Source organism: Paenibacillus sp. CAU 1782, from assembly GCF_054551715.1.
Genome location: NZ_JBTOLL010000025.1, coordinates 1 through 25352, shown reverse-complemented (window position 1 = coordinate 25352; position 25352 = coordinate 1). Strand labels below are relative to the sequence as shown.

At 50.4% G+C, this 25352-nt stretch carries 22 protein-coding genes; 12 read left to right on the top strand and 10 right to left on the bottom strand.

Translation table 11 applies throughout. From position 1 onward, the window contains the following. The first annotated feature begins 15 nt into the window (after window positions 1-15). The 4 genes from ACX93W_RS25790 to ACX93W_RS25775 all read left to right on the top strand — a co-directional run bounded on the left by ACX93W_RS25790 (window position 16) and on the right by ACX93W_RS25775 (window position 4215). Window positions 16-2004 (top strand): cbb3-type cytochrome c oxidase subunit I, encoded by a 1989-nt coding sequence (locus ACX93W_RS25790; RefSeq protein ID WP_459395249.1) that lies wholly within the window; start codon window positions 16-18, stop codon window positions 2002-2004. Next, a complete protein-coding gene (cyoC, locus tag ACX93W_RS25785) occupies window positions 2004-2669 on the top strand; it encodes a cytochrome o ubiquinol oxidase subunit III (protein WP_459395248.1) in 666 nt (221 codons plus the stop codon). The genes ACX93W_RS25790 and cyoC overlap by 1 nt, the downstream gene beginning before the upstream one ends. Window position 2670: 1 nt before the next feature. After that, window positions 2671-3009 carry a cytochrome o ubiquinol oxidase subunit IV gene (gene cyoD, locus ACX93W_RS25780; RefSeq protein ID WP_459395247.1) on the top strand — a complete coding sequence of 113 codons (339 nt, stop codon included), beginning with the start codon at window positions 2671-2673 and terminating at the stop codon, window positions 3007-3009. Window positions 3010-3198: 189 nt separating this feature from the next. Next, the gene (locus ACX93W_RS25775) at window positions 3199-4215 is read left to right on the top strand and encodes a GNAT family N-acetyltransferase (protein WP_459395246.1); all 1017 of its coding nucleotides are present in this window, start codon (window positions 3199-3201) and stop codon (window positions 4213-4215) included. A 178-nt stretch (window positions 4216-4393) separates the two neighbouring features. On the opposite strand, the gene ACX93W_RS25770 is transcribed toward ACX93W_RS25775, so the two are convergent. Genes ACX93W_RS25770 through ACX93W_RS25755 form a run of 4 tightly spaced genes read right to left on the bottom strand, consistent with a single transcriptional unit; the run spans window position 4394 to window position 7508 of the window. After that, window positions 4394-5098: a hypothetical protein gene (locus tag ACX93W_RS25770; protein ID WP_459395245.1), complete on the bottom strand. Its 705-nt coding sequence runs from the start codon at window positions 5096-5098 to the stop codon at window positions 4394-4396. Next, the gene (locus tag ACX93W_RS25765) at window positions 5095-6330 is read right to left on the bottom strand and encodes a hypothetical protein (RefSeq protein ID WP_459395244.1); all 1236 of its coding nucleotides are present in this window, start codon (window positions 6328-6330) and stop codon (window positions 5095-5097) included. Before ACX93W_RS25765 ends, ACX93W_RS25770 begins: the two co-directional genes overlap by 4 nt. 24 nt (window positions 6331-6354) lie before the next feature. Further along, entirely contained in the window at window positions 6355-6954 is a 600-nt protein-coding gene (locus ACX93W_RS25760) for a hypothetical protein (RefSeq protein ID WP_459395243.1), read from the bottom strand. Beyond that, window positions 6951-7508: an RNA polymerase sigma factor gene (locus tag ACX93W_RS25755; RefSeq protein WP_459395242.1), complete on the bottom strand. Its 558-nt coding sequence runs from the start codon at window positions 7506-7508 to the stop codon at window positions 6951-6953. Before ACX93W_RS25755 ends, ACX93W_RS25760 begins: the two co-directional genes overlap by 4 nt. Window positions 7509-7970: 462 nt before the next feature. Between ACX93W_RS25755 and ACX93W_RS25750 the strand changes: the two genes are divergently transcribed. Continuing rightward, window positions 7971-9389: an asparaginase gene (locus ACX93W_RS25750; RefSeq protein ID WP_459395241.1), complete on the top strand. Its 1419-nt coding sequence runs from the start codon at window positions 7971-7973 to the stop codon at window positions 9387-9389. A gap of 25 nt (window positions 9390-9414) precedes the next feature. After that, window positions 9415-11877: an asparaginase domain-containing protein gene (locus ACX93W_RS25745; RefSeq protein WP_459395240.1), complete on the top strand. Its 2463-nt coding sequence runs from the start codon at window positions 9415-9417 to the stop codon at window positions 11875-11877. 250 nt (window positions 11878-12127) lie between these two features. Here ACX93W_RS25745 and ACX93W_RS25740 read toward each other — a convergent pair whose 3' ends face one another. Then, a complete protein-coding gene (locus ACX93W_RS25740) occupies window positions 12128-12649 on the bottom strand; it encodes a YwhD family protein (RefSeq protein WP_459395239.1) in 522 nt (173 codons plus the stop codon). Between the two features lie 103 nt (window positions 12650-12752). On the opposite strand from ACX93W_RS25740, the gene ACX93W_RS25735 reads away from it, so the two are divergent. Both ACX93W_RS25735 and ACX93W_RS25730 read left to right on the top strand, forming a co-directional pair. After that, window positions 12753-14771 carry a M1 family metallopeptidase gene (locus ACX93W_RS25735; protein ID WP_459395238.1) on the top strand — a complete coding sequence of 673 codons (2019 nt, stop codon included), beginning with the start codon at window positions 12753-12755 and terminating at the stop codon, window positions 14769-14771. Window positions 14772-15099: 328 nt separating this feature from the next. Then, window positions 15100-15942 (top strand): hypothetical protein, encoded by an 843-nt coding sequence (locus tag ACX93W_RS25730; RefSeq protein ID WP_459395237.1) that lies wholly within the window; start codon window positions 15100-15102, stop codon window positions 15940-15942. Between the two features lie 152 nt (window positions 15943-16094). Here the strand turns inward: ACX93W_RS25730 and ACX93W_RS25725 are convergent, their stop codons facing one another. Both ACX93W_RS25725 and ACX93W_RS25720 read right to left on the bottom strand, forming a co-directional pair. Then, a complete protein-coding gene (locus ACX93W_RS25725; protein ID WP_459395236.1) occupies window positions 16095-16589 on the bottom strand; it encodes a CcdC family protein in 495 nt (164 codons plus the stop codon). Between the two features lie 51 nt (window positions 16590-16640). Then, window positions 16641-17624 (bottom strand): aldo/keto reductase, encoded by a 984-nt coding sequence (locus tag ACX93W_RS25720; RefSeq protein WP_459395235.1) that lies wholly within the window; start codon window positions 17622-17624, stop codon window positions 16641-16643. 181 nt (window positions 17625-17805) lie between these two features. On the opposite strand from ACX93W_RS25720, the gene ACX93W_RS25715 reads away from it, so the two are divergent. The 4 genes from ACX93W_RS25715 to ACX93W_RS25700 all read left to right on the top strand — a co-directional run bounded on the left by ACX93W_RS25715 (window position 17806) and on the right by ACX93W_RS25700 (window position 21659). Continuing rightward, window positions 17806-18168, top strand: coding sequence for a BlaI/MecI/CopY family transcriptional regulator (locus ACX93W_RS25715; RefSeq protein WP_459395234.1), 363 nt, complete (start codon window positions 17806-17808; stop codon window positions 18166-18168). A 2-nt stretch (window positions 18169-18170) separates the two neighbouring features. After that, window positions 18171-19694, top strand: a complete 1524-nt coding sequence (locus tag ACX93W_RS25710) for a M56 family metallopeptidase (RefSeq protein WP_459395233.1) — start codon at window positions 18171-18173, stop codon at window positions 19692-19694. A 366-nt stretch (window positions 19695-20060) separates the two neighbouring features. Then, window positions 20061-20414, top strand: coding sequence for a hypothetical protein (locus ACX93W_RS25705; protein WP_459395232.1), 354 nt, complete (start codon window positions 20061-20063; stop codon window positions 20412-20414). Between the two features lie 111 nt (window positions 20415-20525). Then, complete coding sequence (locus ACX93W_RS25700; protein ID WP_459395231.1) at window positions 20526-21659, top strand: hypothetical protein; 1134 nt, start codon at window positions 20526-20528, stop codon at window positions 21657-21659. Between the two features lie 133 nt (window positions 21660-21792). On the opposite strand, the gene ACX93W_RS25695 is transcribed toward ACX93W_RS25700, so the two are convergent. From ACX93W_RS25695 to ACX93W_RS25685, 3 genes are read right to left on the bottom strand one after another with little or no spacing between them, the layout of a single operon-like run. Then, entirely contained in the window at window positions 21793-23049 is a 1257-nt protein-coding gene (locus ACX93W_RS25695) for a mechanosensitive ion channel family protein (protein ID WP_459395230.1), read from the bottom strand. 28 nt (window positions 23050-23077) lie between these two features. Next, window positions 23078-23758, bottom strand: coding sequence for a DUF4166 domain-containing protein (locus ACX93W_RS25690; RefSeq protein ID WP_459395229.1), 681 nt, complete (start codon window positions 23756-23758; stop codon window positions 23078-23080). Window positions 23759-23768: 10 nt separating this feature from the next. After that, entirely contained in the window at window positions 23769-24665 is an 897-nt protein-coding gene (locus tag ACX93W_RS25685) for a DoxX-like family protein (RefSeq protein WP_459395228.1), read from the bottom strand. Window positions 24666-25352: the final 687 nt, after the last annotated feature.

Genomic DNA, 25352 nt, shown 5'->3' with positions numbered 1-25352 from the left:
AAAGGAGATTCCATCATGTGGGATAAAATCAAGGAATTCTCTTCCGAGTTTTTTGTGACGGGCGACCCCCTCATCCTCGGAGCACAAGTATCCATCGGCTTAACGCTTGTTGCCGTTGTATTGGTTTTGACCTATTTCAAAAAATGGCGTTGGTTATGGACGGAGTGGTTGACATCCGTTGATCACAAACGTATCGGCATCATGTATATTCTCTGTTCCATACTCATGTTGTTCCGGGGCGGCGTAGACGCCCTCCTTATGCGTACGCAGCTTGCTGCGCCGCAGCTTGAGTTTCTGACCGCAGAGCATTACAACCAGATATTCACAACGCACGGCGTTATCATGATCCTGTTTATGGCGATGCCGCTGATGTTCGGTTTGTTCAACATCGTTGTGCCGCTTCAGATCGGCGCCCGAGACGTTGCATTCCCGTTCCTGAACTCCCTGAGCTTCTGGATGTTTTTCTTCGGAGCCATGTTGTTCAACCTGTCCTTCGTTATCGGCGGTTCGCCGGACGCAGGCTGGCTGGCGTATCCGCCGCTTTCAGAGCTTTCCGGAAGCCCCGGCTTAGGCCAAGACTTCTATATCTGGGGTATTCAGATCTCCGGTATGGGCTCGCTAGCTACAGGCATTAACTTTATCGTAACGATTCTGAAAATGCGCGCGCCAGGCATGAAGCTGATGAAAATGCCAATGTTCACCTGGTCCGTGTTGTCTTCCAGCTTGACCATCATTCTGGCGTTCCCTATCTTGACCGTTACGCTGTTCCTGCTGTTCCTTGACCGTTATGTAGGAGCGCACTTCTTCACCTTGGACGGCGGCGGCAACCCGATGATGTATATCAACCTGATCTGGATGTGGGGACATCCCGAGGTTTATATCGTTATTTTGCCGGCATTCGGCATTTTCTCCGAGGTCGTATCGACCTTCGCAAAGAAAAGATTGTTTGGATACAGCTCGATGGTATTTGCCCTTATGTCAATTAGTATCGTGTCCTTCTTCACCTGGGCTCACCACTTCTTCACGATGGGCTCCGGAGCTAACGTCAACGCATTTTTCGCTGTGTCGACGATGATTATCGCAATACCGACGGGCGTTAAAGTATTTAACTGGCTATTCACCATGTATCGGGGCAAGATTAGCTTCCCAACCCCGATGATGTGGACGGTTGCCTTTATCCCTTGTTTTGTTGTCGGAGGTATGACGGGCGTTATGTTGTCCGTTGCTCCTGCTGACTTCCAGTTCCACAACAGCTACTTCCTGATCGCCCACTTCCACCAGGTTCTAATCGGCGGCGTAGTATTCGGATTTTTCGCAGGTCTCTACTACTGGTGGCCAAAAATGTTCGGCTTCAAGCTGCATGAAGGCTTGGGCAAATGGGCTTTCTGGTTCTGGAACATTGGTTTCTATGTGTGCTTTATGCCACAATACGCGCTCGGCTTCATGGGCATGACGCGCCGCTTCAACGAATACAACTTTGACATGGGATGGCAGCCGCTTAACGTGGTATCCACGGTTGGCGCATTCCTGATGGGCATCGCCTTCCTGTTCCAGGTATGGCAGATCGCTCATAGCATCCGGTTCTACAAAAAAGAGCCAACAGGCGACACATGGGACGGCAGATCTTTGGAGTGGTCGATTCCATCTCCGGCTCCAATGTACAACTTCGCCCGCACGCCTATCGTCACTACCCGTGATGAGTGGTGGGAGAAGAAGGAACGCCGCCGCAAAGGCGAGCCAGAGCTTCCGCATGTTGCCAAAGCGGATCAAGCTCCTTTGGAGCCAATCCACATGCCGCGCAATTCCGGCGTACCGTTTGTAATGTCAACCTTCTGGTTCATTGCAGGCTTCGGGTTTGTGTGGGATTGGAAATGGATGATTATTCCCGGCTTGATCGGCGTTGTCATCTGTATGCTCGTCCGCTCGTTTACCTATAATACCGACTATTACATTCCGGTTGACGAAATTGAACGTACGGAAGCCGCGGCAAGGGGGGCACACTAATGGCACAGAAAAAGCATAAACTCGCCGTCGCGCACGGCAGCCCCGCCGCAGGCGGACACGGTGGCCACAGCGATCATCACGGCGGACATCACGATCATGGTCATCATGATCAAGAAGAACTAAAAACATTTGGCTTTTGGCTGTTTCTAATTACCGACGTTATTTTGTTCGGCGTCCTGTTCGCCACCTTCGTTGTTCTCCGGTTTAACACAGCCGGAGGACCTACAGGAAGCGATCTGATTGAACTTCCAGGCATCATCGCTTCAACTTTTATCCTGTTGACAAGCAGCTTCACAAGCGGCCTTGCGCTTCTGTCGATGAACAAGGGCAACAAAAGCGGCCTGATCGGCTGGCTGATCGTTACCCTTCTGCTTGGCGCTTCCTTTATCTACCTGGAGGTCAACGAGTTTATTCACCTCGTGCATGAAGGTGCCAATATCGGCACTAGCGCTTATTGGTCTGCATTCTTTACGCTGGTCGGGACGCACGGACTCCACGTATCGGTCGGTCTTGTCTGGATGACAGCATTGATTATCCAGCTTGCCAAACGCGGCATTACGCCGGTTACAAAACGTAAAGTGAATATCGTCAGCTTGTACTGGCACTTCCTGGACGTTGTTTGGATCTTTGTATTTACGATTGTTTATCTGATGGGGGTGATGTAAGATGGCCAACCACAACCAAGCCCATGACGGGCATGGAGAACATGGCGAAAGCCACGGCTCTCTGAAATCTTATATCATCGGTTTTGTTCTTTCGATCGTCTTGACCATCATTCCTCTGGTGGTTGTCATGAATGAGATGTTCGACAAAAAGACGAATACCGTCATTATCCTGATTGCCGCCGTGCTTCAATTCGCCGTACAGCTGTTGTTCTTCATGCATCTGCGCGAAGAAAAGAAACCGCGCTACAATCTGACATCGCTTATTCTGGGCCTTGTTATCCTGCTGACTATCGTTGCGGGTTCTATCTGGATCATGACCTACAACGCAGTAGCCGTTTAATAAATACCTGCTTTAAGGCCGTACCGGCAATTCGGTACGGCCTTTTTGCGCTTTCGTCCGCAAAGCACTTTCCACCCGCCTTCTCCCGCGCCAACTGTTCAGTTATAGCCGAATTGGCCCCTATCGCCTCCCGTCTGCGCCTGTCATACTTGAAGCAACACTTAAACGAATTATGGGAGGATTCAAGCAATGACATTTCATTTAAGGGAACTGGAATTGCCCGGCGATTATGAATCGCTGGCTCAGCTGCTGAACCAGGACAGCCCGGAGCCCGTTACGGCGGCGCAGCTGGAGGCGGAAGATGCCAAAATGTATGAAACCGGACATACGTGGAAAGACGAAAAAGGCCTGCTCGCGGGTTATGACCGTTCTAGACGGGTGGCCGTTACGGATGAAGGGGATGTAGTTGGTTATCTCAACAGTTGGAGAGCTCCATGGACCGAACCCGGCTATATCTGCAACACCTTGATTGTCGACACCGGGCATCGAAATCAGGGGATCGGCAGCCTGCTGCTGGCGCATGCGCTGGAATGGGGGCAAGGGATTGGAGCATCGGCATTGCTCACGGTTTTATGGGATAACCAGCCTGATTACTTGCGTTTTGCCGAAAACCGCGGATTTGTCATCGAACGCCATACCTTTCAGTCCGTTCTTACATTGGACGCAGGTCAGACGAGTCTCCACCCTGGTCCTGAAGAACTTCTCGCCCCTTCAGGTTTGGTCATCAAAACTATAGCAGAGCTTGCAGACGAAGCCAGCCTGCAAAAGCTGTTTCAGCTTTCTATCGGAACAATGCCTGACATTCCCGGTTATTTGGGAACCGTTCCGGACTATGACAGCTGGCGCAAATGGTATCTGGAAGTTAGCGGGTTTACACCGGAGCTGGTGCTCATCGCCGTTGACGGAGACCGTTTTGCGGGTTATACTAACGTGATTTTCAACGAGGACACCAACGGACTTTATCATGAATACACAACCGTCCACAAGGATTACAGAGGCAAAAAAATCGCTCAAGCGCTAAAACTAAAAGCGATCGAGCTTGGGATTGAGCGAAAAGCCGCCTATATCCGCACGGATAACGACTCCCTCAACGAACCCATTCTAAGCATTAACCGCAAATTGGGTTATCTTCCCGAGCACGGCCACTATCGCATTCTTGCGCCAATTGAGGCCGTGATCCAAAAAACAACGGCACAAGCGCGTTAGGCCACGTCAGTCGTCAAACACAAAAAAAGGACTATTCAATAGTCCCGAACAAAACCCCGGTTAATGCCTGTAAACACAAAGCAGTTGGATGAAGGCAACGATATGGTTGGAGGGAAATGTTTTCATTTCCACTCCAACTTTGTTGCGTGACCTCACCAGCCATCTTCACTAGCCTTCCTCACCGTTCCTCAATCTCCAGCCCGCGCGGCAAAGCCAGCATCAACTCCGAATATCGGGCATATTCCGGGGCGATGGCGTTTTCCCTGCGGTCCAGATCGCCGATAATCAAAAACAGCGTTTCGCCCACTACATAGCTGTTCATCAAATCCCGCTTTACAGCTTCCGGTTTGTCGGGCGACCAATAACGAATTTGACCCATCAGCTTGACTTCGTTTGCATCTGTTTCGTTTATGGCAATCGCAATTGAAGATTGCAGCACAATCTTCTTCACCGCGCCGGGAACCTCCAGCGTATCCGATTCAACAAAGACAGTCCGCTGAGTCATATTCAAATTTCGCTGCAGCTCATTAAACACGCCCGATGACATCAATAAAGCCAGGACAAGACTAGCCGTGCCGATCAAGCCAACAAACAACACGCTTAACCAATCATAACGAACCACCGTTTCTCTTTTGCCGGACAATGCCAGGTAGAGGAGAAGCTCTGCCCCCAGCAGGATGAATACAACCGGGGCGACCCACAGCAGCAATTGATAAACCTCCGCCTCTTGCCATAACGATACAGCAAACGCCGCACCAATCAGCATAAGCGTAATGCCCATCGACAAGGAGCCTACCCGCCATGTCCGGCGAGCATGAAGGGACTGTCCAGTCTCCGCCTCTCCCCCCTGGGGCAGCGGAGACATCACGTTATTGATACTCAAGACGAAGCACCTCCCCGTTTTTCGGAATCCTGCTCAGGCCGTGGCGGTTTGCCGATGGCCAAGATGCTTTTGCTTCCAAAAGCCAGCCTCATGCCCAACAGGATCATAATAAACGCGATAATCGCCGTTGGCAGCATATATTTGTACATTTGATATTGTCTAGCGATAAACGGCCAATAATCTCCGATGACATTCATGACGATCCGATCAAACAGAAAGTACACACCCACCAAAAACAAGGCGGCGCCAATCCATCTTTGATACGGGACAAATACCGGCAGAAACGGCTCGTCAACAAGCGCTCCCCGTTCATATTTGGAAATTTGCGATATTGCGTCGAATAGGGCAAAACACCAGAATAGCGGCAGCAAAAAGAGGAACAGCGACAGTCTCAGCGTATCCATGATATAGATCCCCAGCAGAAAAACGGCCATCAGCTGAAGCCCTCTTTTTTGCAATCCAAGGTACAAATGTCCCGCTCCCGGGAAAATAGCCAACGCAATGGTCAATACTTTGTTTTTGGTGCCGGAGGCAATGTGGGACTCGATTCCTTCAAAAAGGGATTTGTCCTGCACATCCTTCCCCTGATGCCTGGCGTCCAGAAGGCTGACCGCATCGAACATGCCGTACACCCAAATAACGGGCAGCGCCAGCAAAAAGGTCAAAATCGCTCCGGAGTTCATAACGGCGCTCAAAAAAATGATAATCGCAAACAATCCGATGCTCGAAATCAGAAAAGTGATGCCACGCTGCATCAAACCCATGCTCATGTGGCCTAAGCCGGGAATGATGGACAACAAAATGGTGCGGGTTTTCTCTTGCTGCCGCTGCACGTCATACGGATTGCCGGAGGGGCCGCCATGAAATGCCGAACCCGCGGGGACGTCATTCAATTCTCGCGGCCCGTTCTGATACCCGCCGCCGTATCCATATTCGCCAGGTCTGGCGGGATAAGGAGGCGCAGGGCGATAGCTGCCAATCGCCTTGCCCCTCAACAGAGTAATGACCATATCAATCATATTGATCAAGCCAACGAAAGCGGATATCAACAGCGCCGCAACCGCCGAATCGCCATCTGCGTATCCGTCCACCAAAGTAAAAAACATAAGCAGGGCAATCGGGCCGAAGAAACCTCCCGCATACACAATAAAGCGAATATACCGCCCTAAATACGCATGTCCCACGCCTGGAATAAATGCAAGCATAAACGCAACCAACGGATTTTTATTCACAGAAATCTTCCTTTCTCCACCCTTTTATTTGAATCTGGTCTGCTGCAGGTCGTCCAGCCACGCTCCCGCGCGGGTGATCATCCTCTCTGACCAGGTAGGTTCCATTGTTCGGGACTTATCAGCGAGATACGGCATTTCCTCCTGCCGGATTTCGTCCAGTTTGACCAATTCCCCGGCCACCCCTCCCAGAATGCCGGAGGTCATAAGCAGCAAGGTAATGGATGCCGCAATCCCATATTGGGCAATTGGATTTTGCAACAGCGAAAACCGGGAACGAGTCTTCCGAGGCGCCTTCAAAGGGACTCTCTGACCCCCATCCCCTTCGCGCCTTTCTCCAGTTGCACAATCCCCTCGCAGCAATGCGGCTTGAGGATCAGCCTGAGACAAGCGCTCCTCCATCAGCTTGCCGATGACCCGATCTTCCAGCTGGGCCATATCGGGATATCCTGCAGCTTGCTCCGGCAGCGACTCAGAGTTTTCCATAACCTCTATCCACATTTCCAGGCATCGCTCGCATACCGCAAGCTTCTCCTCCGTCGCAGCCCTCTCCGCCAGCCCTATTCCGCCTCCGGCATAAGCCCGCAGTTGCTCCTTCGTCATATGGATGCACCTGTTTTCTCTCATTCAAAATCCTCCTTCCGCCAATGCTTTTTCATCCAGTCCCTTGCCCTGTACAGCCGAGACTCCACGCTTTTCCGCTCAAGTCCCGTTTCCGTCGCAATTTGCTCATAGCTTTTATTATCCAGATAAAACGCGGAGACAACCTCTCTATATTTGGGAGGCAATGCATTAACATGCTCCAGCAATACTTGGCGTTCCTCGTGCCGAAGCGCGATGTCTTCAGCCGCCGGAGAAGGAGAAGCATCCAACATCCCCTCAGCCGCCCCGGCCCCGGCAACTTGCTGCTCCAATAATGTCTGAGACTCGACCAGATGCTCCGGCTTCCTCGCCCGGCTTCTTTTGTAATCGATCGCCTTATTGACGGCAATTCGCGTGATCCACGCTTTCCATCCGTCCATTCGATAACTCGGGAGGGAACGGTAAATTTGAAGCAGCACTTCCTGCGTCACATCCTCAGCATCATGCGGCGATTGCAGCACAGCGTAGACGGTTCTATATATGTACGTGCCATAGGCCTTAACAAACGGCCGATAATGCTCCGGTCCGCCATCATTCACCGACCGAATCCATGCCTCATCAAAAATGCGGTTCCCCTCCCTTCCAGTTATATAGACGCACTCCACTCCGCTAAACCCTGCACTTTTCCCAAAAATAATTATCCTTCTCTATTTTAGCGCAATTGCAATCGATATTGAGAGGTCCTGCATCCTTTTTCACAGCAGAATAACGTTAGAATAATGTCATATATTCAAAGTGCTAGATTGTCTAATACTATTCGCATATAAAAGCATACTTTTGATAAATATCGTTACATTCGCTCTATAAACCCCTATTGAATCATAATATTCACCGAAAATATTAATCTACAGAGAGATATAACGAGGATTTCGAGGATAAATTCATATGTATACGCTTAAATACTTGTTTTTCGCGCATGTTATTCATTTGTCATATTATATTACACTTTGTACAATAGATTTTAAGTTTCATTGTTTAAATTACACGTAGGGAGAGTTTATATGACACAGAAAATTGGAAAGTTTGCTACGAAGAAAATGATGTTTTTTATTTTGGCATTGTCGCTGGTTGCGGCATCGGTTAGCACGCTTGCCGTGCGGGGACTCGTAAATGCCGCTGAGGGCGTAGAGCTTCCCTCGTTTAACATCCCGGCGCTTTCCGCAGAACATCAGAACTCCCCACTGCCTAATGTTATTGTTGTCGCCACTGGCGGTACGCTTGCAGGAGCCGCAAGGAACGGCGACAAAACCAATTTTCAAAGCTACTCCGCCGGCACTTATCCCATGGCGGATTTGATTGCTCAACTCCCCGTCCACAAAACGGCCGATGTTTCTTCCTATCAATTCGGCAATAAAGGATCCGGAGGTTATACCATTAAGGACCTGTACGATTTGTCGCTGGCCGTAGACGCCGCGCTTGAAATTTACGACAGCGCAGTCGTTACAACCGGCACCGACACGATGGAGGAAATCGCTTATTTCCTCGATTTGACGGTTCGCAGCGAAAAACCGGTTGTCGTGACCGGAGCTATGCGGCCGTGGGACGTTATCGGTACGGACGGCCCCGCCAACCTCTACCAGGCCATTAAAGTCGCAGGCAGCAACAAAACCAAATGGTTTGGCACCGTCGTGATGCTGAACGATGTTATCTATGCAGCTCGCGAAGTAACCAAATCCAACTCGCACCGGATGGATACATTCGACACGCCGATGTTTGGCGCGCTTGGTTACGTCGATGATCCTGCCGTCCGCATTTACCGCGCTCCAGCCAGAGCTCTGAAAGCTGGCAAGCCGGATTGGGCTTCTCCTTTCGATCTGAGAACTATTTCCAAGGACAGCTTGCCTATCGTAGAAATCGCTTATAACTACCAGGAAGCCGGCGGCGGCGCAATCCGCGGTTTTGTCGAAGATGGAGCCAAAGGCATCGTAACCGCAGGCACAGGCGCAGGCGGCATTTCCTCAGCAATGGGCACTGCACGGACCAATGCCATCCGGGATCACGGCGTCGTATTCGTCTCCACCACCCGGACCGGCTCCGGCACGATTTATAGCGGCAGCGGAAATACGATTGCCGGCGATAATCTGAATGCCCAGCACGCAAGAATGCTGCTGCTTCTGTCCTTGGCATTCACCAACGATGTTCCGACAATGCGCGGCTGGTTCTCCACTTTTGGCACACAAGACGTTGAAATTTCCGTTGACGAAAATACGGTGCTCTCCGCATCCGTAGAAGCATCGGCAGCCGAAGAACCGGCCGAACTGCCTTCACCGGAGCCAACTCCTGGCAGCGGGGAAATCGAACCGTCTCCAGCAACGGAGCCGACTGTATCTCCGGAAGCAAGTGAGCCTGCGACATCTCCGGAAACAAATGAACCCACAGCCAGCGAGCCAGCAGCCGAGGAACCTGTAGCAGTGCCATAATGGAAGAAGAGGGAGGTATGCCGTAATGACCATGCAATCCAGACAAACCCGTTGGAACCGGCTGCTTGCCCCGCTCCTGATCATGGCTATGATGGCTGCGCTTCTATCGGTTACAGCCATCCGGGCACAGGCCGAGACAGAAGCAATCGTTCTGCCTACGTTTGACATTCCGCCTTTGAGTGAAGCGCATATCGATTCGCCGCTTCCGAATGTCATTGTGGTAGCAACAGGCGGCACGCTCGCGGGAGCTGCAAGAAACGGCGACAAAACCAATTTCCAAAGTTATTCCGCCGGAACGTATCCTATGGCGGATCTGATCGCTCAGCTGCCCCTTCACAAAACGGCCGATGTCGCCTCCTATCAATTCGGCAACAAAGGTTCAGGCGGTTATACAATGAAGGAACTCTACGATTTGTCCCTTGCCGTCGACGCAGCGCTGGAGATTTACGATAGCGCCGTGGTCACCACGGGCACCGACACGATGGAGGAAATCGCCTACTTCCTCGACTTGACTGTCCGCAGCGAAAAACCGGTTGTTGTAACGGGAGCCATGCGACCATGGGATGTCATTGGCACCGACGGACCGGCTAACCTGTACCAGGCCATCAAGGTGGCGAGCAGCAACAAAACCAAATGGTACGGCACTGTCGTCATGCTGAATGACGTCATCCATGCCGCTAGAGAAGTGACCAAATCCAACTCGCATCGAATGGATACTTTTGAAACGCCGATGTTTGGGGCGCTGGGCTATGTGGATGACCCGGCGGTTCGTATGTACCGGCTGAACGCAAGAGCGCTCAAAGCAGGGCAAGAAAGCTGGGCAACGCCATTTGATTTGAGGAAAATATCACGGGATCAGCTTCCGATCGTTGATATCGTCTACAACTATCAGGAAGCAGGAGGCGGCGCGATCCGCGCGCTGGTGCAGGATGGAGCCAAAGGCATCGTGACGGCGGGCACCGGCGCCGGGGGAATTTCCTCCAAGATGAGCGCGGCTCGTACGGAAGCCATTAAACAAGGCGTAACCTTTGTTTCAACTACGCGAACGGGCTCCGGCTCCATCTATGGCGGAGGGAACGGCATCATTGCCGGCGATAACCTGAACCCGCAGCACGCACGGATTATGCTGATGCTTTCTCTGGCATTTTCCAACGATTTTAATACGATGAAAGGCTGGTTTGAAACGGTAGGCACTCAGGATATTACCGTGGAAGAAACCGAAGCGCCTACCTGGCCGCCGGGAAGCCTGCTTGAAGCCGACGTTTCCTCGTCCACCAGCCTGACGCTGAAATGGCCAACCGCTTACGATAATGTTCGTCTGTCAGAGTACGTTATTTATGCCGCCGGGGAAGACACACCGCTGGCGCGGGTATCGTCTGCTACCAACTCTTATGTCGTAAGCCAGCTGTCTCCGGGCACTGCCTATAGCTTTGTCGTCAAGGCGATCGACAGCAGCGGTCTGGAGAGCGAAGGATTAACGGGCACCTTCACAACGCTTTCAGCTCCGTCTAATGGCAGCGGCGCAGGGGTTATCATCCCGTCCGGCCAAACGGAAGCCTATATCAATCCTGCAAGCGGCGGAACATTAAGCCTCGGCAGCGAGATAACGGTCCAAGTTCCGCAAGGAGCGCTGGAAGCAACTATCCGTCTTATCATTGAGAAGCTGGCCGGCAGCGGTGAATGGAGTCAAGGTCCGGGAACATTCCTGTCCTCTTCCTATGAGGTAACCAAAAATACGGAAGGCAAATTCCTGAAGCCTGTCACGCTTACGCTTACTTTTAATCCATCGCTGCTTGGCGAAGGAGAAAAAGCGTCCATCTTCTATTATGACGAGCTTCTGAAGCAATGGATCGAAATGGGCGGCACTGTCAGCGGATCTACCATTTCCGTTGAAACCGACCACTTCACCAAATTTTCCGTTTTTGCCGTATCCCAACAGCAGGAGCCCGCTCCGTCCTTCGGAGATATTTCAGGACACTGGGCACAAGCAAATATTGCGGCAGCCGTTTCCGCCGGCTTTATTAACGGCTATGGCGACGGTACATTCAGACCGGATAACAAGGTTACGCGCGCCGAATTCGCCGTGATGCTGATTGGCGCCCTGAAGACCGAAGCCGGCGCTGCCGCTTCAACCTTCAGCGATCAATCCACTATTCCGGATTGGGCCAAGGAAGCGATCGCGAAGGCGGCCGCACAAGGCATTGTCGGCGGGTATCCCGACGGCACCTTCCGGCCTTCCGCAAGCATTAACCGTTCGGAGATGGCCGTGATGATCGCGAAGGCGCTTGAGCTGCCCCTCGGTTCAAGCGAGCCAAGCAGCTATTCGGACAAATCAAGCATTCCGGCATGGGCAATTGGCGCAGTTGACGCGTTGACTGTCGAAGGGCTGCTGCAAGGCCGTTCCGGCAACCGCTTTGCGCCGGAGGCAACCTCCACTCGCGCGGAAGCCGCAACCCTGCTGGTCCGCATGCTGCAAAAGAATCCTTAACAGGCCTTGCCCCTTGTGATAACAGACGTTGCCTACTATGGCAATGGTTCGCGCAATTCAGCAAAGGATTGTGCGAACCAGGCAAAGGCTAGCGCGGCCATGGACTACATGTAAAACAGCCTCCTCACCGGTAATCGGCGAGAAGGCTGTTTTTTTGATGGCGGGCGGCTTTGTTTTACATGGATAACGTTCCGCGCCGCTTGTGAATTTCAGAAATGGCTCATGCCGCATCACAGGAGCTTTAAGAACTTTAGCTCAGAAGCTGCTTTAACTCGTCAGGCGAACGGTCCCACCACTCCGCGTTATGCTCAATCAACAGCTTGCGGAGAGCCGCTTTTTCCGTTTCCCCGATATTGTCCAGCATAAACCGGCGTTTAATGGCATAATCCAAACGATTGACGTGATCGGCGAGTATTTTCCACCCGCGCTTCGCCTCGGTATCCACCAGCATCTCGCAAGAGGTTGCGCCTGCATAAAAGGCACCCTCTTCATTGCGGTCAACAGCTACCCAAACGATCCAGCAAGGGCGGCCACTCGGCACATCCTCCTTGTTGGGAGAAAAACGAATGCCGCGCTCCACTTTGCTCTTGGCATGCATAATGCCAACATCAATGTAAGCCACGCCTTCATCAATCATGACGCAAGCCACGTCGCTGAGATCGATGGAGCCTGCCCCGAAGCCTTTATGTTTCTTGCCGCTCACCACATTGAGCGACAGCGACTTTTTTTCCTTCACTTCCGGCTTTGCCGGTTCATTGCTTTCGTTTGTCACCGCAGTTCCCACCTTCCCGTACAATAATTCCATTTTAGCTAATAATCCTGGAAAAGCAAACATATACATGCTGTAGATGCTTGTCAACGGGAGGGAAACGGTAATGACTCCACGCTATATAAAACGCTTTTTATTCGGTTTGCTCATCGTATCAGTCACCATCATCTCAGCGCAAAACGACTTTGGCTTTGCCTGGCAGTCCCAATATACATACGCGCTTGCGCCGGCCGTTCAAACTCCGGCCGAAATAACGCCTGTCGTTTCGGAGCCCTCCGCTCCGGGAGGTTCGCAGCAGCCCGACCAAGTTCCGCCCCCGCTGCCGGAAGCGCTTAGCAAACGAGTGGCCGAATACCATATTCAAGTCACCCTGCGCGAAGACGGCAAGCATCTGGACGGCACGCAAGACGTCACCTGGACAAATCCAGGAAAAAAACCGGTGTCCGAGCTGTATTTTCACCTGTACCCCAACGCCTTTCAGTCGTCCAAAACAACCTTTATGACGGAATCCGGCGGAAAGCTCAGAGGGGACAAGGCTACGCCGGCGGGACAAGGCCACATGGAGCTGCTGTCTCTGCAAACGGAAAGCGGCGCAAGTCTGCTGCCGCGACTTCAGCCTCTTCAGCCCGATGACGGCAATGTGCACGACTTTACACTGGTGAGGCTGCGTTTGATCGAACCTGTGGCCCCCGGCGAATCGGTCACCTTGAAGATGGGTTTTGAGGTGAAGCTGCCGCAAGTTTTTGCGCGGATGGGCTATTACGACGATTTTGTTATGGCAGGGCAATGGTTCCCCAAGCTTGCCGTATACGAAACAGCCGGAACCCGTGGACGCGTGACGGAGGGCTGGAACGTCCATCAATATCATGGCAACTCCGAGTTTTACAGCGATTTTGGCATCTACAGCGTGCGCATTTCGGTACCGGAGGCGTATACCGTGGCCGCAACCGGGTTTCAAACCAAACCCGCCGCTGCCGCAAACGGCTACAAATCCTTTCAATTCTACGCGGAGGATGTCCACGACTTCGCCTGGGCCGCATCGCCGAATTTTATTTACAAGGAAGAAGCCTTTTCGGATAAAGGAGTGCCCGGCGTACGCATCAAGCTATACCTGGATCCCGCCCATGCGGATTTGAGCGACCGTTATATGCATGCCGCCAAATCGGCGCTGGGCAGCTACGCCAAGTGGTACGGCGCTTACCCGTACAATACATTGTCCATCGTGGTGCCGCCCGCTGGCGCAGGAGGGGCAGGAGGCATGGAGTATCCAACGCTTGTGACGGCTTTTTCGGCGGAAAAAGCTTCTCCGGGCTACGAGCTGGAGCGTACGGTCGTGCATGAGATCGGCCACCAATACTGGTACGGCATGGTCGCCTCCAACGAATTCGAGGAGGCTTGGCTGGATGAAGGCTTTACGTCCTACGCAGAGGACAAAGTGATGGAGGAAGCATACGGGGCAAGCCCCAATCTGCGCCTGGAGGCCAGCTATATGACTGACCCCGCGCCGCTGAAGCTTCCGTCCTGGCATTACAGCAACCATCGCCAGTACGCCGAAAATGTCTACATGCGCGCCAAGCTGGTTTTGCTGGACATTGAAAATAAAGTCGGCGAACGCACAATGGCGAAAATTATGCGGACCTACTTTCAAAAATACAAGTTCAAACATCCGACAACCGGCGATTTCCAGCGCGTCATCGAAAATATCACAAAAGCAAAGTGGAGCGATTATTTCAATCAATATATTTATGGCAGCCAAATGGCCGACTTTAGCGTGGAACTGGCAACCACCCGCTCCGTCGGGGGACAAGACAATAAGTTGTATGAATCCAAAGTGCTGATCAAACGCAACGGCGGCATTGCCGGCCCTATTCCAATCCAGTTTAAATTCAGCGACGGCACCTTGATTTCAAAGGAATGGGATGGCTTGGACACCCACGTGCAATATACCGAAACGTCTCCTTATCCGCTGGAATGGGTGATGGTTGATCCCCAGCAGGCCAATGTGCTGGACAATAAGCTGATCAACAACTTTATGCTGGCCGAGCTGCCGAAGGAGAAGCAAATCCGCTGGAGCTTGTCCGCTGCGAAGCTGGTTCAGGGACTACTGGGTCTTGTAGGCTGGTAGCCTCTGATGCAACAGCTTCAGAGCTTGGGCTGCTATATAAGTTCAACTAAAAAACCGGCAGTAGCAGGCCAAAGTAAGGATGGTTCTGGAGAAAAGCATATGCTGACGAATTAACGTTCTTCCAGAACGTTTCAAGCGTTCGCTTGTGTTTCCGGATTTCTACATTATACCTATGAAATCAAGAAATCTGGAAACAACTGCGATCGGAAGAACCTTCCTCACGGCGGCCTAGCCCACTGCCAACATTATTTAGTTGAACTTATATAGCTCCGTCTTTCGGCACCGAAACCGCACTTATTGATCATGCACGATAAGGAGAGGACCATCCATGAAAACATTTATGGCACAGGGCTGGCGGCTGGCGTTGAGCCACTTCCACCTCGTATTGCTGCTCTTTTTGTATCAGTTGTTTTGGGGGCTATTTATCTACCGGGTGATTGATGGCGTAGTGACGCCCCTACTGAAGCGCCTGCCCTCCGGCGAAACGGTTAACGCCTCGTCCGGCATACTGGACGGCATCAACAGCCACTTCCTGGCGGAGGCGCAGTTCCAATTGCTCAAAACGGATCTCGCCCATCCTTATCTCTGGATGTTAGGCGGCTTGTTCGCCGCGCGCATGCTCCTGACCCCCTTGTTTAATGCCGGTCTGCTTTATTCCATGCACGAAAAGGAGAAGGGCGGCGGGAAAAGCGGCTTTTTGAAGGGAATTCGCAAAAAATGGCTGCCGGTTTCGCTGCTTTATTGGCTGCAAACCCTGCTGGCGCTCCTGCCTTCGTGGTGGCTCCTCCCACGCGGTCTGCAAGCCGCGCTGCAAAGCGCTTCGGCATCGGAGGCCGCAGCCGCCTTGCTGCCAGGAGCCGCCTTGTGGCTGGGCTGGGGTGCGCTGTTATCCCTCCTGTTTTTGGCCATGCAGATCGGAACGGTTACGGGAGAAGGCATCTGGCCTTCGCTCTGGAACGCCTTAAAACGCTTTTTGCCCTACGCCGGACTTACGCTTGCGATGTGGGGAATCGGATTGCTGGCCAGCTTAACAGTCAGCAGCTTGTCCTTCATTTGGGCGGGTCTTGCCGCGCTTATCGTTCATCAGGGCTACCATCTGGTAAAAACGCTGTTGAAGGTATGGACGATGGCCTCGCAGCTGCAATGCCTGCAATCCCGCGCCGATTCTTGATGCCTTCGTATGTGACGACACAGTTCGTTCCAACCACACAACGCCCCTTGAGGCTGGCCATGCAATCCGCTTCAAGCCAAAAACGCTCCCGCAGCCCGGCGATTGATGCCAGACTGCGGGAGCGTTGCATTTACTCCTCGTAATTCTTTATTCTATTCGCCCACTTCGCGAAGCGGCACGGACAGCCTCAAATAATCGCTCAGCATAGCCAGCCGCCAAGGCACGATCATGCCAAAGGCCAGCAGAAAAAACAACGCTCCCGTCTGAGGGATGGTCATATAGTCTTCCGCCACGCCATGCAGCAGCAATCGGATGAGAAGCAACACGGCCAAAATCGCTATAAAAGCCTTGGAGCGCCTTACATAAATGTCTTCCTTCACTTTTTCAAGGCGGGTTGTCACGACCAGCGGGAATGCGAAAATAAGCAGCCCCGTGCCAAAGGCCGATACCGCCCACATCCATGGGATATGCGTGACGGGGAAGGCAAACATCATAAATCCGGTAGCCATCCCAAGCGGCGGCATCACGATTTTCTTCAGCGTCGCAGGCTGCTTGCCTGCACGAATGCGCAGCGCAATGAGCATTAGCCCGCCTAATAGCGGCATCACGATCGCGCCGACTTGTACAAGGGGATTAGACCAGAGCATAGGCGCTCCTCCTTTCCGGACCAGCTTGGCAACGCAGCCATGCCGTTACGATTAATACGAACCGCGAATATAGGGGTGAACCTGCTCTTTGTAAAAGCTTCTTATCCGGTCGAGCTCCGCATCCGTAAAGGAAGGCACATGAAGAGCCGCCAAATTGTCGCGAACCTGCTCTCTGGTCTTGAAGCCGGGGATGACGCAGCTTACGGCATCATGGTCCAGCAGCCAACGAAGCGATGCGCGGGTCATATTGTCGCGCCCTTCCTCGATCCACCGCAGCTGCTCCGCCAGCTCCACGCCTTTTGCCAGACCAAGCCCGCCGAACGTTTCTCCAACATTGAAGTGTTCTCCGTTTTCATTAAAGCGACGGTGATCATTGGCCGGGAAGGTTGTATTCAGAGTAAACTTGCCCGTCAACAATCCGCTTGCCAGCGGCAGCCGGACCAAAACGCCCACGCCTCTGCTCTTTGCCTGCTCCAGCAATTCGTCAGCCGGCTTTTGCCGAAATAGATTAAAGATAACCTGCAGCGCCCGAACGCCGGGATAAGCCATACAAGCCAGACCCTCTTCCACGGACTCCACGCTGACGCCGTATTCCTTTATTTTACCCTCTTCCTTCAACTTGTCCAGCACCGCGAATACGCTTCCATTCCGGATCACGGAAAGCGGCGGACAATGGATCTGGTACAAATCAATGCTTTCTCGTTCCAGCCTCTGCAGACTGGCTTCGCAATATTCGCGAACGCGGCGTTCGGAATAGGTATCGGGATTATGAATATCGCCAGCGCGGCAAAACTTGGTTGCAATGCCAATACGGTCTTCCCTGCCTTTGGCTGCTTTGGCCAGCAGCCGTTCGCTATGACCGTCGCCGTACACATCGGCCGTATCAAAGAAATTAACTCCGGCGTCGATCGCCTCGTCCAATGCGCGAAGCGCCTCCCCGTCATCCCTGCTGCCCCAAGCTCCTCCAATTGCCCACGTGCCAAAACTCAGTTCGCTGACTTCAAGCTTCGAAGAGCCCAATTGTCTATAATTCATGTGATTTACCGCCTCCCCTACTTTTTGAACTCGCACGATAAGTGGTGAATCATTTCCATTTTAACCCTGCGAGTTGGCGGAAGCAAATGCGCTTGCTCACAATTCCAAATTCTGTTGACACACCTGTCTAATTTCGTTAGACTAAAATCAGTCTAATTACATACGACAGGAGAAATGCTTTATGGAACCCTACAAATTGGGCGAGCTGGAACAAAAATTTGCCGATATCATCTGGGAAAATGAACCCGTCAGCTCCCGCGCGCTCACCGAATTATGCGCCGAAGCATTCGAGTGGAAACGCACGACGACCTACACCATGCTAAAGCGATTATGCGATCGCGGCATCTTTCAGAATAATGGCGGAACGGTAATGTCCTTGATGTCCAAAGCAGAATTTGGCGCCGCGCAAGGCGAGCAATTTCTGAATGAAAGCTTTGGCGGCTCCCTGCCAAAATTTTTGGCGGCCTTTACTCGCAGAAATAAGCTCAGCGATAAAGAAATAAACGAAATCAAAAAGCTGATTGACGAGCATAAGGAGGAATAGCCATGCTTCCAAAGCTATTTTTACACATTCTCGAAATGAGTTTTACGGCCAGCATGGTTATTCTGGTTGTGCTTGCGGCCCGCCTTCTTCTGAAAAAGGCCCCAAAGATTTATTCCTATGGTCTATGGAGCGTGGTGCTGTTTCGGCTCCTGTTCCCCGTCTCCCTGGAGAGCGTCGTGAGTATTTTGCCGTTAAAGGCATCCTCCATTTCGCAGAGCATTGGCACCATGACGCAGCCGGAAATCAACACAGGGATTCCTGTCATTAATACGGTCGCGCAGACTTCACTGCCTCCTTCAACCCCCTATGCCAGCGTTGATCCGTTGCAGATATGGCTCTTTGTTGGAGGTCTGATCTGGGCAATCGGCTTTGTTTCCCTGTTGCTTTATAGCGTGATCAGCTTGGTGAAACTCAGAAAACGTCTGAAAAGCGCCGTTCACTGCCATGACAATGTGTATACGTCGAATAGAATCAATACAGCTTTTGTAATGGGTGTTTTACGCCCCAACATATACGTTCCAGTACATCTGACTGACAACGAAAAAAACTATATCCTGCTGCATGAGCAAACCCATATCAAACGCTTCGACCACATCATCAAAATTGTCGGATTTCTGGTTCTATGCGTTCACTGGTTCAACCCACTTGTGTGGCTCGCGTTTTTCTTGAGCGTAAAGGACATGGAGATGTCCTGTGACGAAGCGGTTATTAAAAAGTTGGGAAATGACGTGAAAAAGGATTATTCATCCTCGCTGTTAACGCTTGCGGCAAGCAGGCGGTTTATCGGCGGTACGCCGCTTGCTTTTGGCGAAGGCGATACGAAGAGCAGGGTTAAAAATGTATTGCGTTATAAAAAACCTACGGTTTTGGGACTGTCCCTTGCGACCATTGCGCTGGCAGTCCTCTGCATCGGACTTCTGACCAATCCGGTTGAATCAAGCGGACCGGCAGCTGCCTCTGCCACAGTAGACTTATCCGACATTGAGGACATGAACATTGGCGCTGAAATGCCGTGGCTGCTATATGGTGACGGAGGAAAGGCCATCATGCAGGGTACATTTGGATTGCTGGTGTACAACCTGGATGATCGTGAAATCCAAAGCCGTATTTCATACGAAGAGCTAGAGGATCAGGGCATCGGCATTCCATTTCTTAATGCAGCGGTCGCGGATGACGGAAGCACCGTTTATCTGGGAAGCGATGATCCAAGCGCGGGATTCGTATCGGAATTTACGCATGTTTTGGATGTAAAATCCTCGCGCATCCGCACATTTTCGGGGCAGCCAAAACCGTTGTTCCCGACCGAATCGCTCTTTGCATCGGAGGGGCAGAAATATGATGCATACAGCGCAAAATATCCGGATTTCCAAACAAAGCTGATTGGCACGTTAATCGTTGAGCATGGAGATTCTTTCTTCTTCCTGCGGGCCGACAGTGACTGGAGCATGAAAAGCCTGGAACTTGTTCGCCGCTCCCATACGGACAACCCGGATCAAATCTATCGCATTTTCGACAAGGCGGGATAACGGACAACGCATGCCTCCCTACCGCAATCAGCACTCAGACATCAAGCTCAAAGCCCTCTAGTACGTTTCCCTTTGGAAAGCTAAGATGAACAACGGCTATACAGGAACCCGCCTTTATAGTAACCTTAAATTGGAATATAAAGGAGGTGGTCCCATCAAAAGATCTTGGCTTCATCTACTGGCACGATTAGTTCTGATCGCAGCCTTAACGTATACCCTGCGCTTTTGGTGGGATGGGACATGGCAGCTCGTCGACCTTGTTCCGCTTCTCATTTTGGCTGTTGCCGTACTACATGAATATGCGTATAAAAAAAGAATGGCCCGCTGATCGCGGGCTAAATCATTATGAAATGGTGGACTAAACGAATGGAGCATACAATTCAATTAATGGAAACCCATTTAAATATCGATCTTGGAAATCCGCCCTTTTTAAAATTAGATAACGGGTTGCAAATTCCATACTCTTCGATTACGGGGATAACAACAGGTAGACCCATACCAAATGCTTTCAAGCTTTATGGTTTTTCTTTTGGAAAAAAAAGAAATGGATTATTTAGGTTCAATGGAGGTTATCATCTCTACTTTTTTAATAATGAGGTTAATACCCTTCATTTTGACTTGAATAATTTTCTTGTTGGTAAATTTAAAATATCAAAGTTAATCATTGATGTTAAAAACCCTGATGAAATAAGTAAAACGATCTCTGAAAGATTGAAGTGATCGTTCAATAGCGAAAAGTCTATCGCACTGGCTTCTTAACTAACGGGCAGGCTATGGGTTTTCACGTATATTAAACCATGTTACATATGTTGAAGGAACAGAGGTCAAATAATGACGATAACCAAAAATACAGTAGATGAATTTAGAATTGAACCTGCTTATTTGCAGTCACTATTACGACAAATTGTACCTTCTGAATATTTACAGTTATTATCGTGGAATTGCAGTCGACTTGGAAAAAACAAGGGAGAGAGTTCGGTCTATAGGGTGTTTTGTACAATTCTAGACAATGATAAAGAGCAAAATTATGCATTAATACTCAAAATATTAAAACCCGATTATTCTCGAAATCAGGTCGAACACTATTACTACTGGAAGCGTGAAGTTTTAGTTTACCAATCAGGGATGCTGAGCCGGTTACCACTTAGTATAAGGGCGCCATTATGCCATGCAGTAGAAGAACATCCTGATGGGGATGTATGGATTTGGCTCGAGGATATGGCAATTGAAGCAATTCAAAGTGACTGGTCATTCGCACATATGAGCAAAATTTCCCACTTACTTGGAAAATACAATGGCGTTTACATAACAGGGACTCCTCTTCCCACTGAGTCTTTTTTATGCCATTCATGGCTTCGTTCGTGGGTAGAGGTTTGTGTTGCTTATACTAAACCTATTGAGGAGCAAAAAGTCATTTGGGATTCTTGTCTGGAGGATTTTAATGGTAACAGCTCTATGTGGGAGCTTTATCAAATCAATAGACATCGAGTAAATAGCCTATTGGAAACAAGAGAATTATTACCCCGTGTATTCACCCATCAAGACGTACACTGGGATAACATTTTTATAGAGCAAGTGAATGGCATCGATTCACTATTAGCAATCGATTGGCAGTTCGCAAGCATCTCAGGTGTAGGAGAAGAGCTTGGTCGAATGTTTGGATATGCTTTGATAAAAAATAAAATTCCAATTAACAAGGTGGAAGAGTATAAGGAAGCGTTGTTTCAAAGCTATTTACAAGGACTTAGAGATAAAGGTTGGAAAGGTAATTCCAAACTTGTTCGATTCGGGTTTATTGCGAGTACATCACTTAGGTTTATCATGGTAATTGATAAGCTTATACGTAACCTAGAAGAAACCGATAGAAAAAACCAGAAAGAAAAATCAAGACATCTTGTATTAGTCGCTCAGGCGCTGCTTGAAATGGCTGAGGAGTCTTGGAAACTTAGACGCGAAGTAGGATAGTATTAACAATGCCGTATGTTGCACGTTACGCTGTCGGGGAATGCTCGTTTCATTCAAACAGCGGCGGTCTAAGACTTTTCAATCAAGTCTTGGTCCGCCGCTGCTGTATTTTACGAATCAGTCAGTTTTCCCCTCACAAAACTCCCCGTTCAGGCTGCCCCGCTTGAAAAACGCCCTTCATATCGTAGCCCGTTGGGTTCTGGAAAATTCTTAGGCCAAACTCCGGCGCTACCGCAATAATATGGTCGAAAATATCGGATTGCGCGCCTTCATATACGGTCCAGGCTATATCATTGGTGAAGGCGTAGATTTCGATCGGAAGTCCGGTTTCCTGCGGCTGAAGCTGGCGAACCATGCAGGTCATTCCCTGATGGATTTTGGGATGTTGCTCCAGGTAGCGCTGAATGTAGGCGCGGAAAACCCCGATATTCGTCAACGCCCGCCCGTTTACCCGGTTGATGCGGTCAATCTGGTTTTCGGTATTGTACTTTTCAATCTCCGCTTCTTTTTGCTCCATGTAGTCCTTGAGGTAATGAATTTGCTTGAATTTCAAGATCATCTCGGGCGAACATATCGAAATGCTGCTTGTATCGATATAAACGGAGCGTTTGATGCGCCGTCCGCCGGATGCCTGCATCCCCCTCCAGTTTTTGAAGGAATCCGAAATGAGCGCATAGGTAGGGACGGTCGTAATGGTTTTGTCCCAGTTCTGGACCTTGACGGTGTTTAAGGAAATATCGATGATATCGCCGTCCGCACCGTATTTCGGCATTTCGATCCAGTCCCCGACGCGCACCATATCATTGGAAGTTAATTGGACGCCCGCCACCAGGCCCAGAATGGAGTCTTTGAAAATCAGCATGATGACCGCCGACAAGGCGCCGATGCCGCTCAAGAGAATAACCGGGCTTTGTCCGATCAAATTGGCAATGAGCAGAATGCCTCCGATAATGTAGATAAAAATTTTAATCACCTGAATGTAACCGCGAATCGGCCTTGCCTTGGATATTTCGAACGTGATATAGATATCGTTGACCGCGTTCAGAAAAGCGTTGATGACCAGCAACACAACAACGATCATATAAAGGGTAACGCCTTTAATTATGAGCGACTGATAGTCCGGAAACAGATAAGAAGTATACGAGATGATGAGAGCGGGAACCACATGCGAAAGCTTGTGGAACACCTTGCGGTCCAGCAAGTAATTATCCCATTTGTAACGGTTGCGGTGAACAAGATGGGTAATGACCTTCAATACTACTTTTTTGGTGATGAAATTGGCGATTACGCACAACAACAAAATACCGATAAAAATAATGGCATCCGCCAAATGCCCGGCCAAGCTTGACTTTACTCCCAAATCCTCAATCCAATTCTGAATAAAAACCATAATTCCCTCCATGCTGTTCTAATCTGGATTACTCCCTGCGCTCTTCCCGCACAGGCTTGACATGCCCCGGTATTTGCCCCTCCTTAAGCGTTACATAGCTGACATCAAAGCTCCCGCTATATCCAAAAATAGGACCAAAAATCGGATTTCTAACCGTAACGTCAATACGGAATTTATTACTTTCTTCATCGTAGGATTCAACGACATCCGCATAACCCGACAGAAACATCGGAAACGCAAACGCCACGGGACCTTCGTAAAAATATTGGGCTCCGGAACGCAGCCGCATGGCCCCCGTCGGGGTTGGCTCCATCTCGATTTCAACGGCCAAATGCTGATGAGTGCCCAAATAATCAATGATTTTGCCCCGCTGCTCGCTGTAAATCATAGTGGCGTCGAACCGCCTCGTTTTTTTCGGAAAATGATAGGTTCGCACCCAAGTGACGGTTTCTCTGCCCAACGAGTCCCGATAGGCGTAATTCTCGATCGTAAAAGGAATCTGCTGTCCTTTCTGCGGAAATAAGATATTGCGCCATGTCCCGATATACAGAAAAGGCAGCGTATACCACTTGCCATACCACACTTGCTCCATCATCCCCGTACCGATTGCAGCTATTCCCGCTTCGCTGTCAAAGCCGAACCTTTGCTGAATTTTGGGATGCAGTCTGGCAAAGCTCCCTCCCAATACGCGTGTATAGATCGATTGCAAGGCGATCACCTCAGTCCCTTGGTTTTCGGATACAATGCCGAGCGCTTGCCACCGGCTCCCGCTCCAGTAAATAAAGAGCCGATAAAGCCATCATGGCGATATTGAGCGTAACGGGGTTAAACGGCGCGGTATAAATGGCTGGTGATGCCAGCCCGCTTAACAGCAGACCTGCCAGCAAGATAATATTGAGGTAATGAAGCATTCGGCTTCTATAGTAAAGGAACAGCAATCCAAACGCAATTTCGGCAATCCCCATACCCGTTAGCACATACCACTCGTAACCGGCAAAAACGGAATACTGCGAGATCAGCTCCAATTCGCCGGAATCTGGAACCAGCAGCTTTGGCACCAGTCCTTGATAACACCACAGCAGGCAAAGAATGACCCCGATCAGAAGCACGCGAATAAAACGATAGAGAGAGGAAGCCGGATGGATGCCCTTCTCCAGCCACAGCCTCAAGGCGTCAAAGCTCCATGCAGTCGCCCATCCCATCAACGGACGAAATGCCAGACGGTCAAAAATTTTCCCCATCCCGCCAAACCGCGTGCGGTAATCGTATTGGGTCAGGAATATAACGCCATCTCCGTCAGGCACATATCTCCAGAAGCCGCCTCCCTCCCGGATTAAAGAAAGGCGCTGATTCGTGCCAAACTTGAGGGTGGAGGTTCGGATGCCACCCTGCTCGCGCGTTCCATAGGACTCCCCTTCGCCCGCGATGCTGATGCCAAAGCCGATGTTGGTCTTATACAGAAAGGTTTGCCTGTCCTCTTCCCTTTCTTTTGGCAAATACGAAATTTCGGAAAAACGAAGATCCCATCGCTCATGCAGATGGGGCGTTTGCGTGTACTCCCATACCTTTTCCAGCGAAGCATTGATCCTGCTCTCCACATATACTTTTTCACCCATGTAGGCAGCCCCTCCCGCAAAGAGGATTTGATATAAGAGGTTGTTCAAAAAGTCCACTTCCCATCACGAGCCATGCCTAGCGGCATAGTGGGCATCGAATATGGCATTCAGCCGAAACTTCCGTTGCTCACTTAGCTTCCACTAAGCTCCGCTACTCATTTTCTAGCTTCATCCCATCTTCTCGGTGCTGATAACCGGACTTTTTGAACATGCACTATAAGTATATTTTTATAGAACTATACACGATGACCCTGCCCTATCGCAATTTTTTCAACATAATCCTATAAAATAACACCATGCCTCTCATGGCTTGGCATGGTAAGATGGATGAGTAAAGGCTCGGCCTTATGATCAGTTATTAACTTTCAGCGAGCGAGCATTGAAGTCCGCACCACGATTCACAGGTTCGCTGGTATCTGTCATCCGGCCAGACACCCGGCCAGTAGTGTAACGGTCATATATGACCGTTACAGCCTCAAATAGCAAGATCAACCTCCAACAACGGTCACTTTTGTCCATTAGACGTTCAAAAGCAGCGTATGGGAGGCAAAAATGAGCTTTAACGGCACTAGCCATGCAAATAACCTGACGTTACCAGCAACAAATATTACGAGATTGCTTTTTTAATCATTTGTTCAATATATTTACAGTCCGTTTTGTGGCTTAGATTCAAAAAGAAGAATGTCT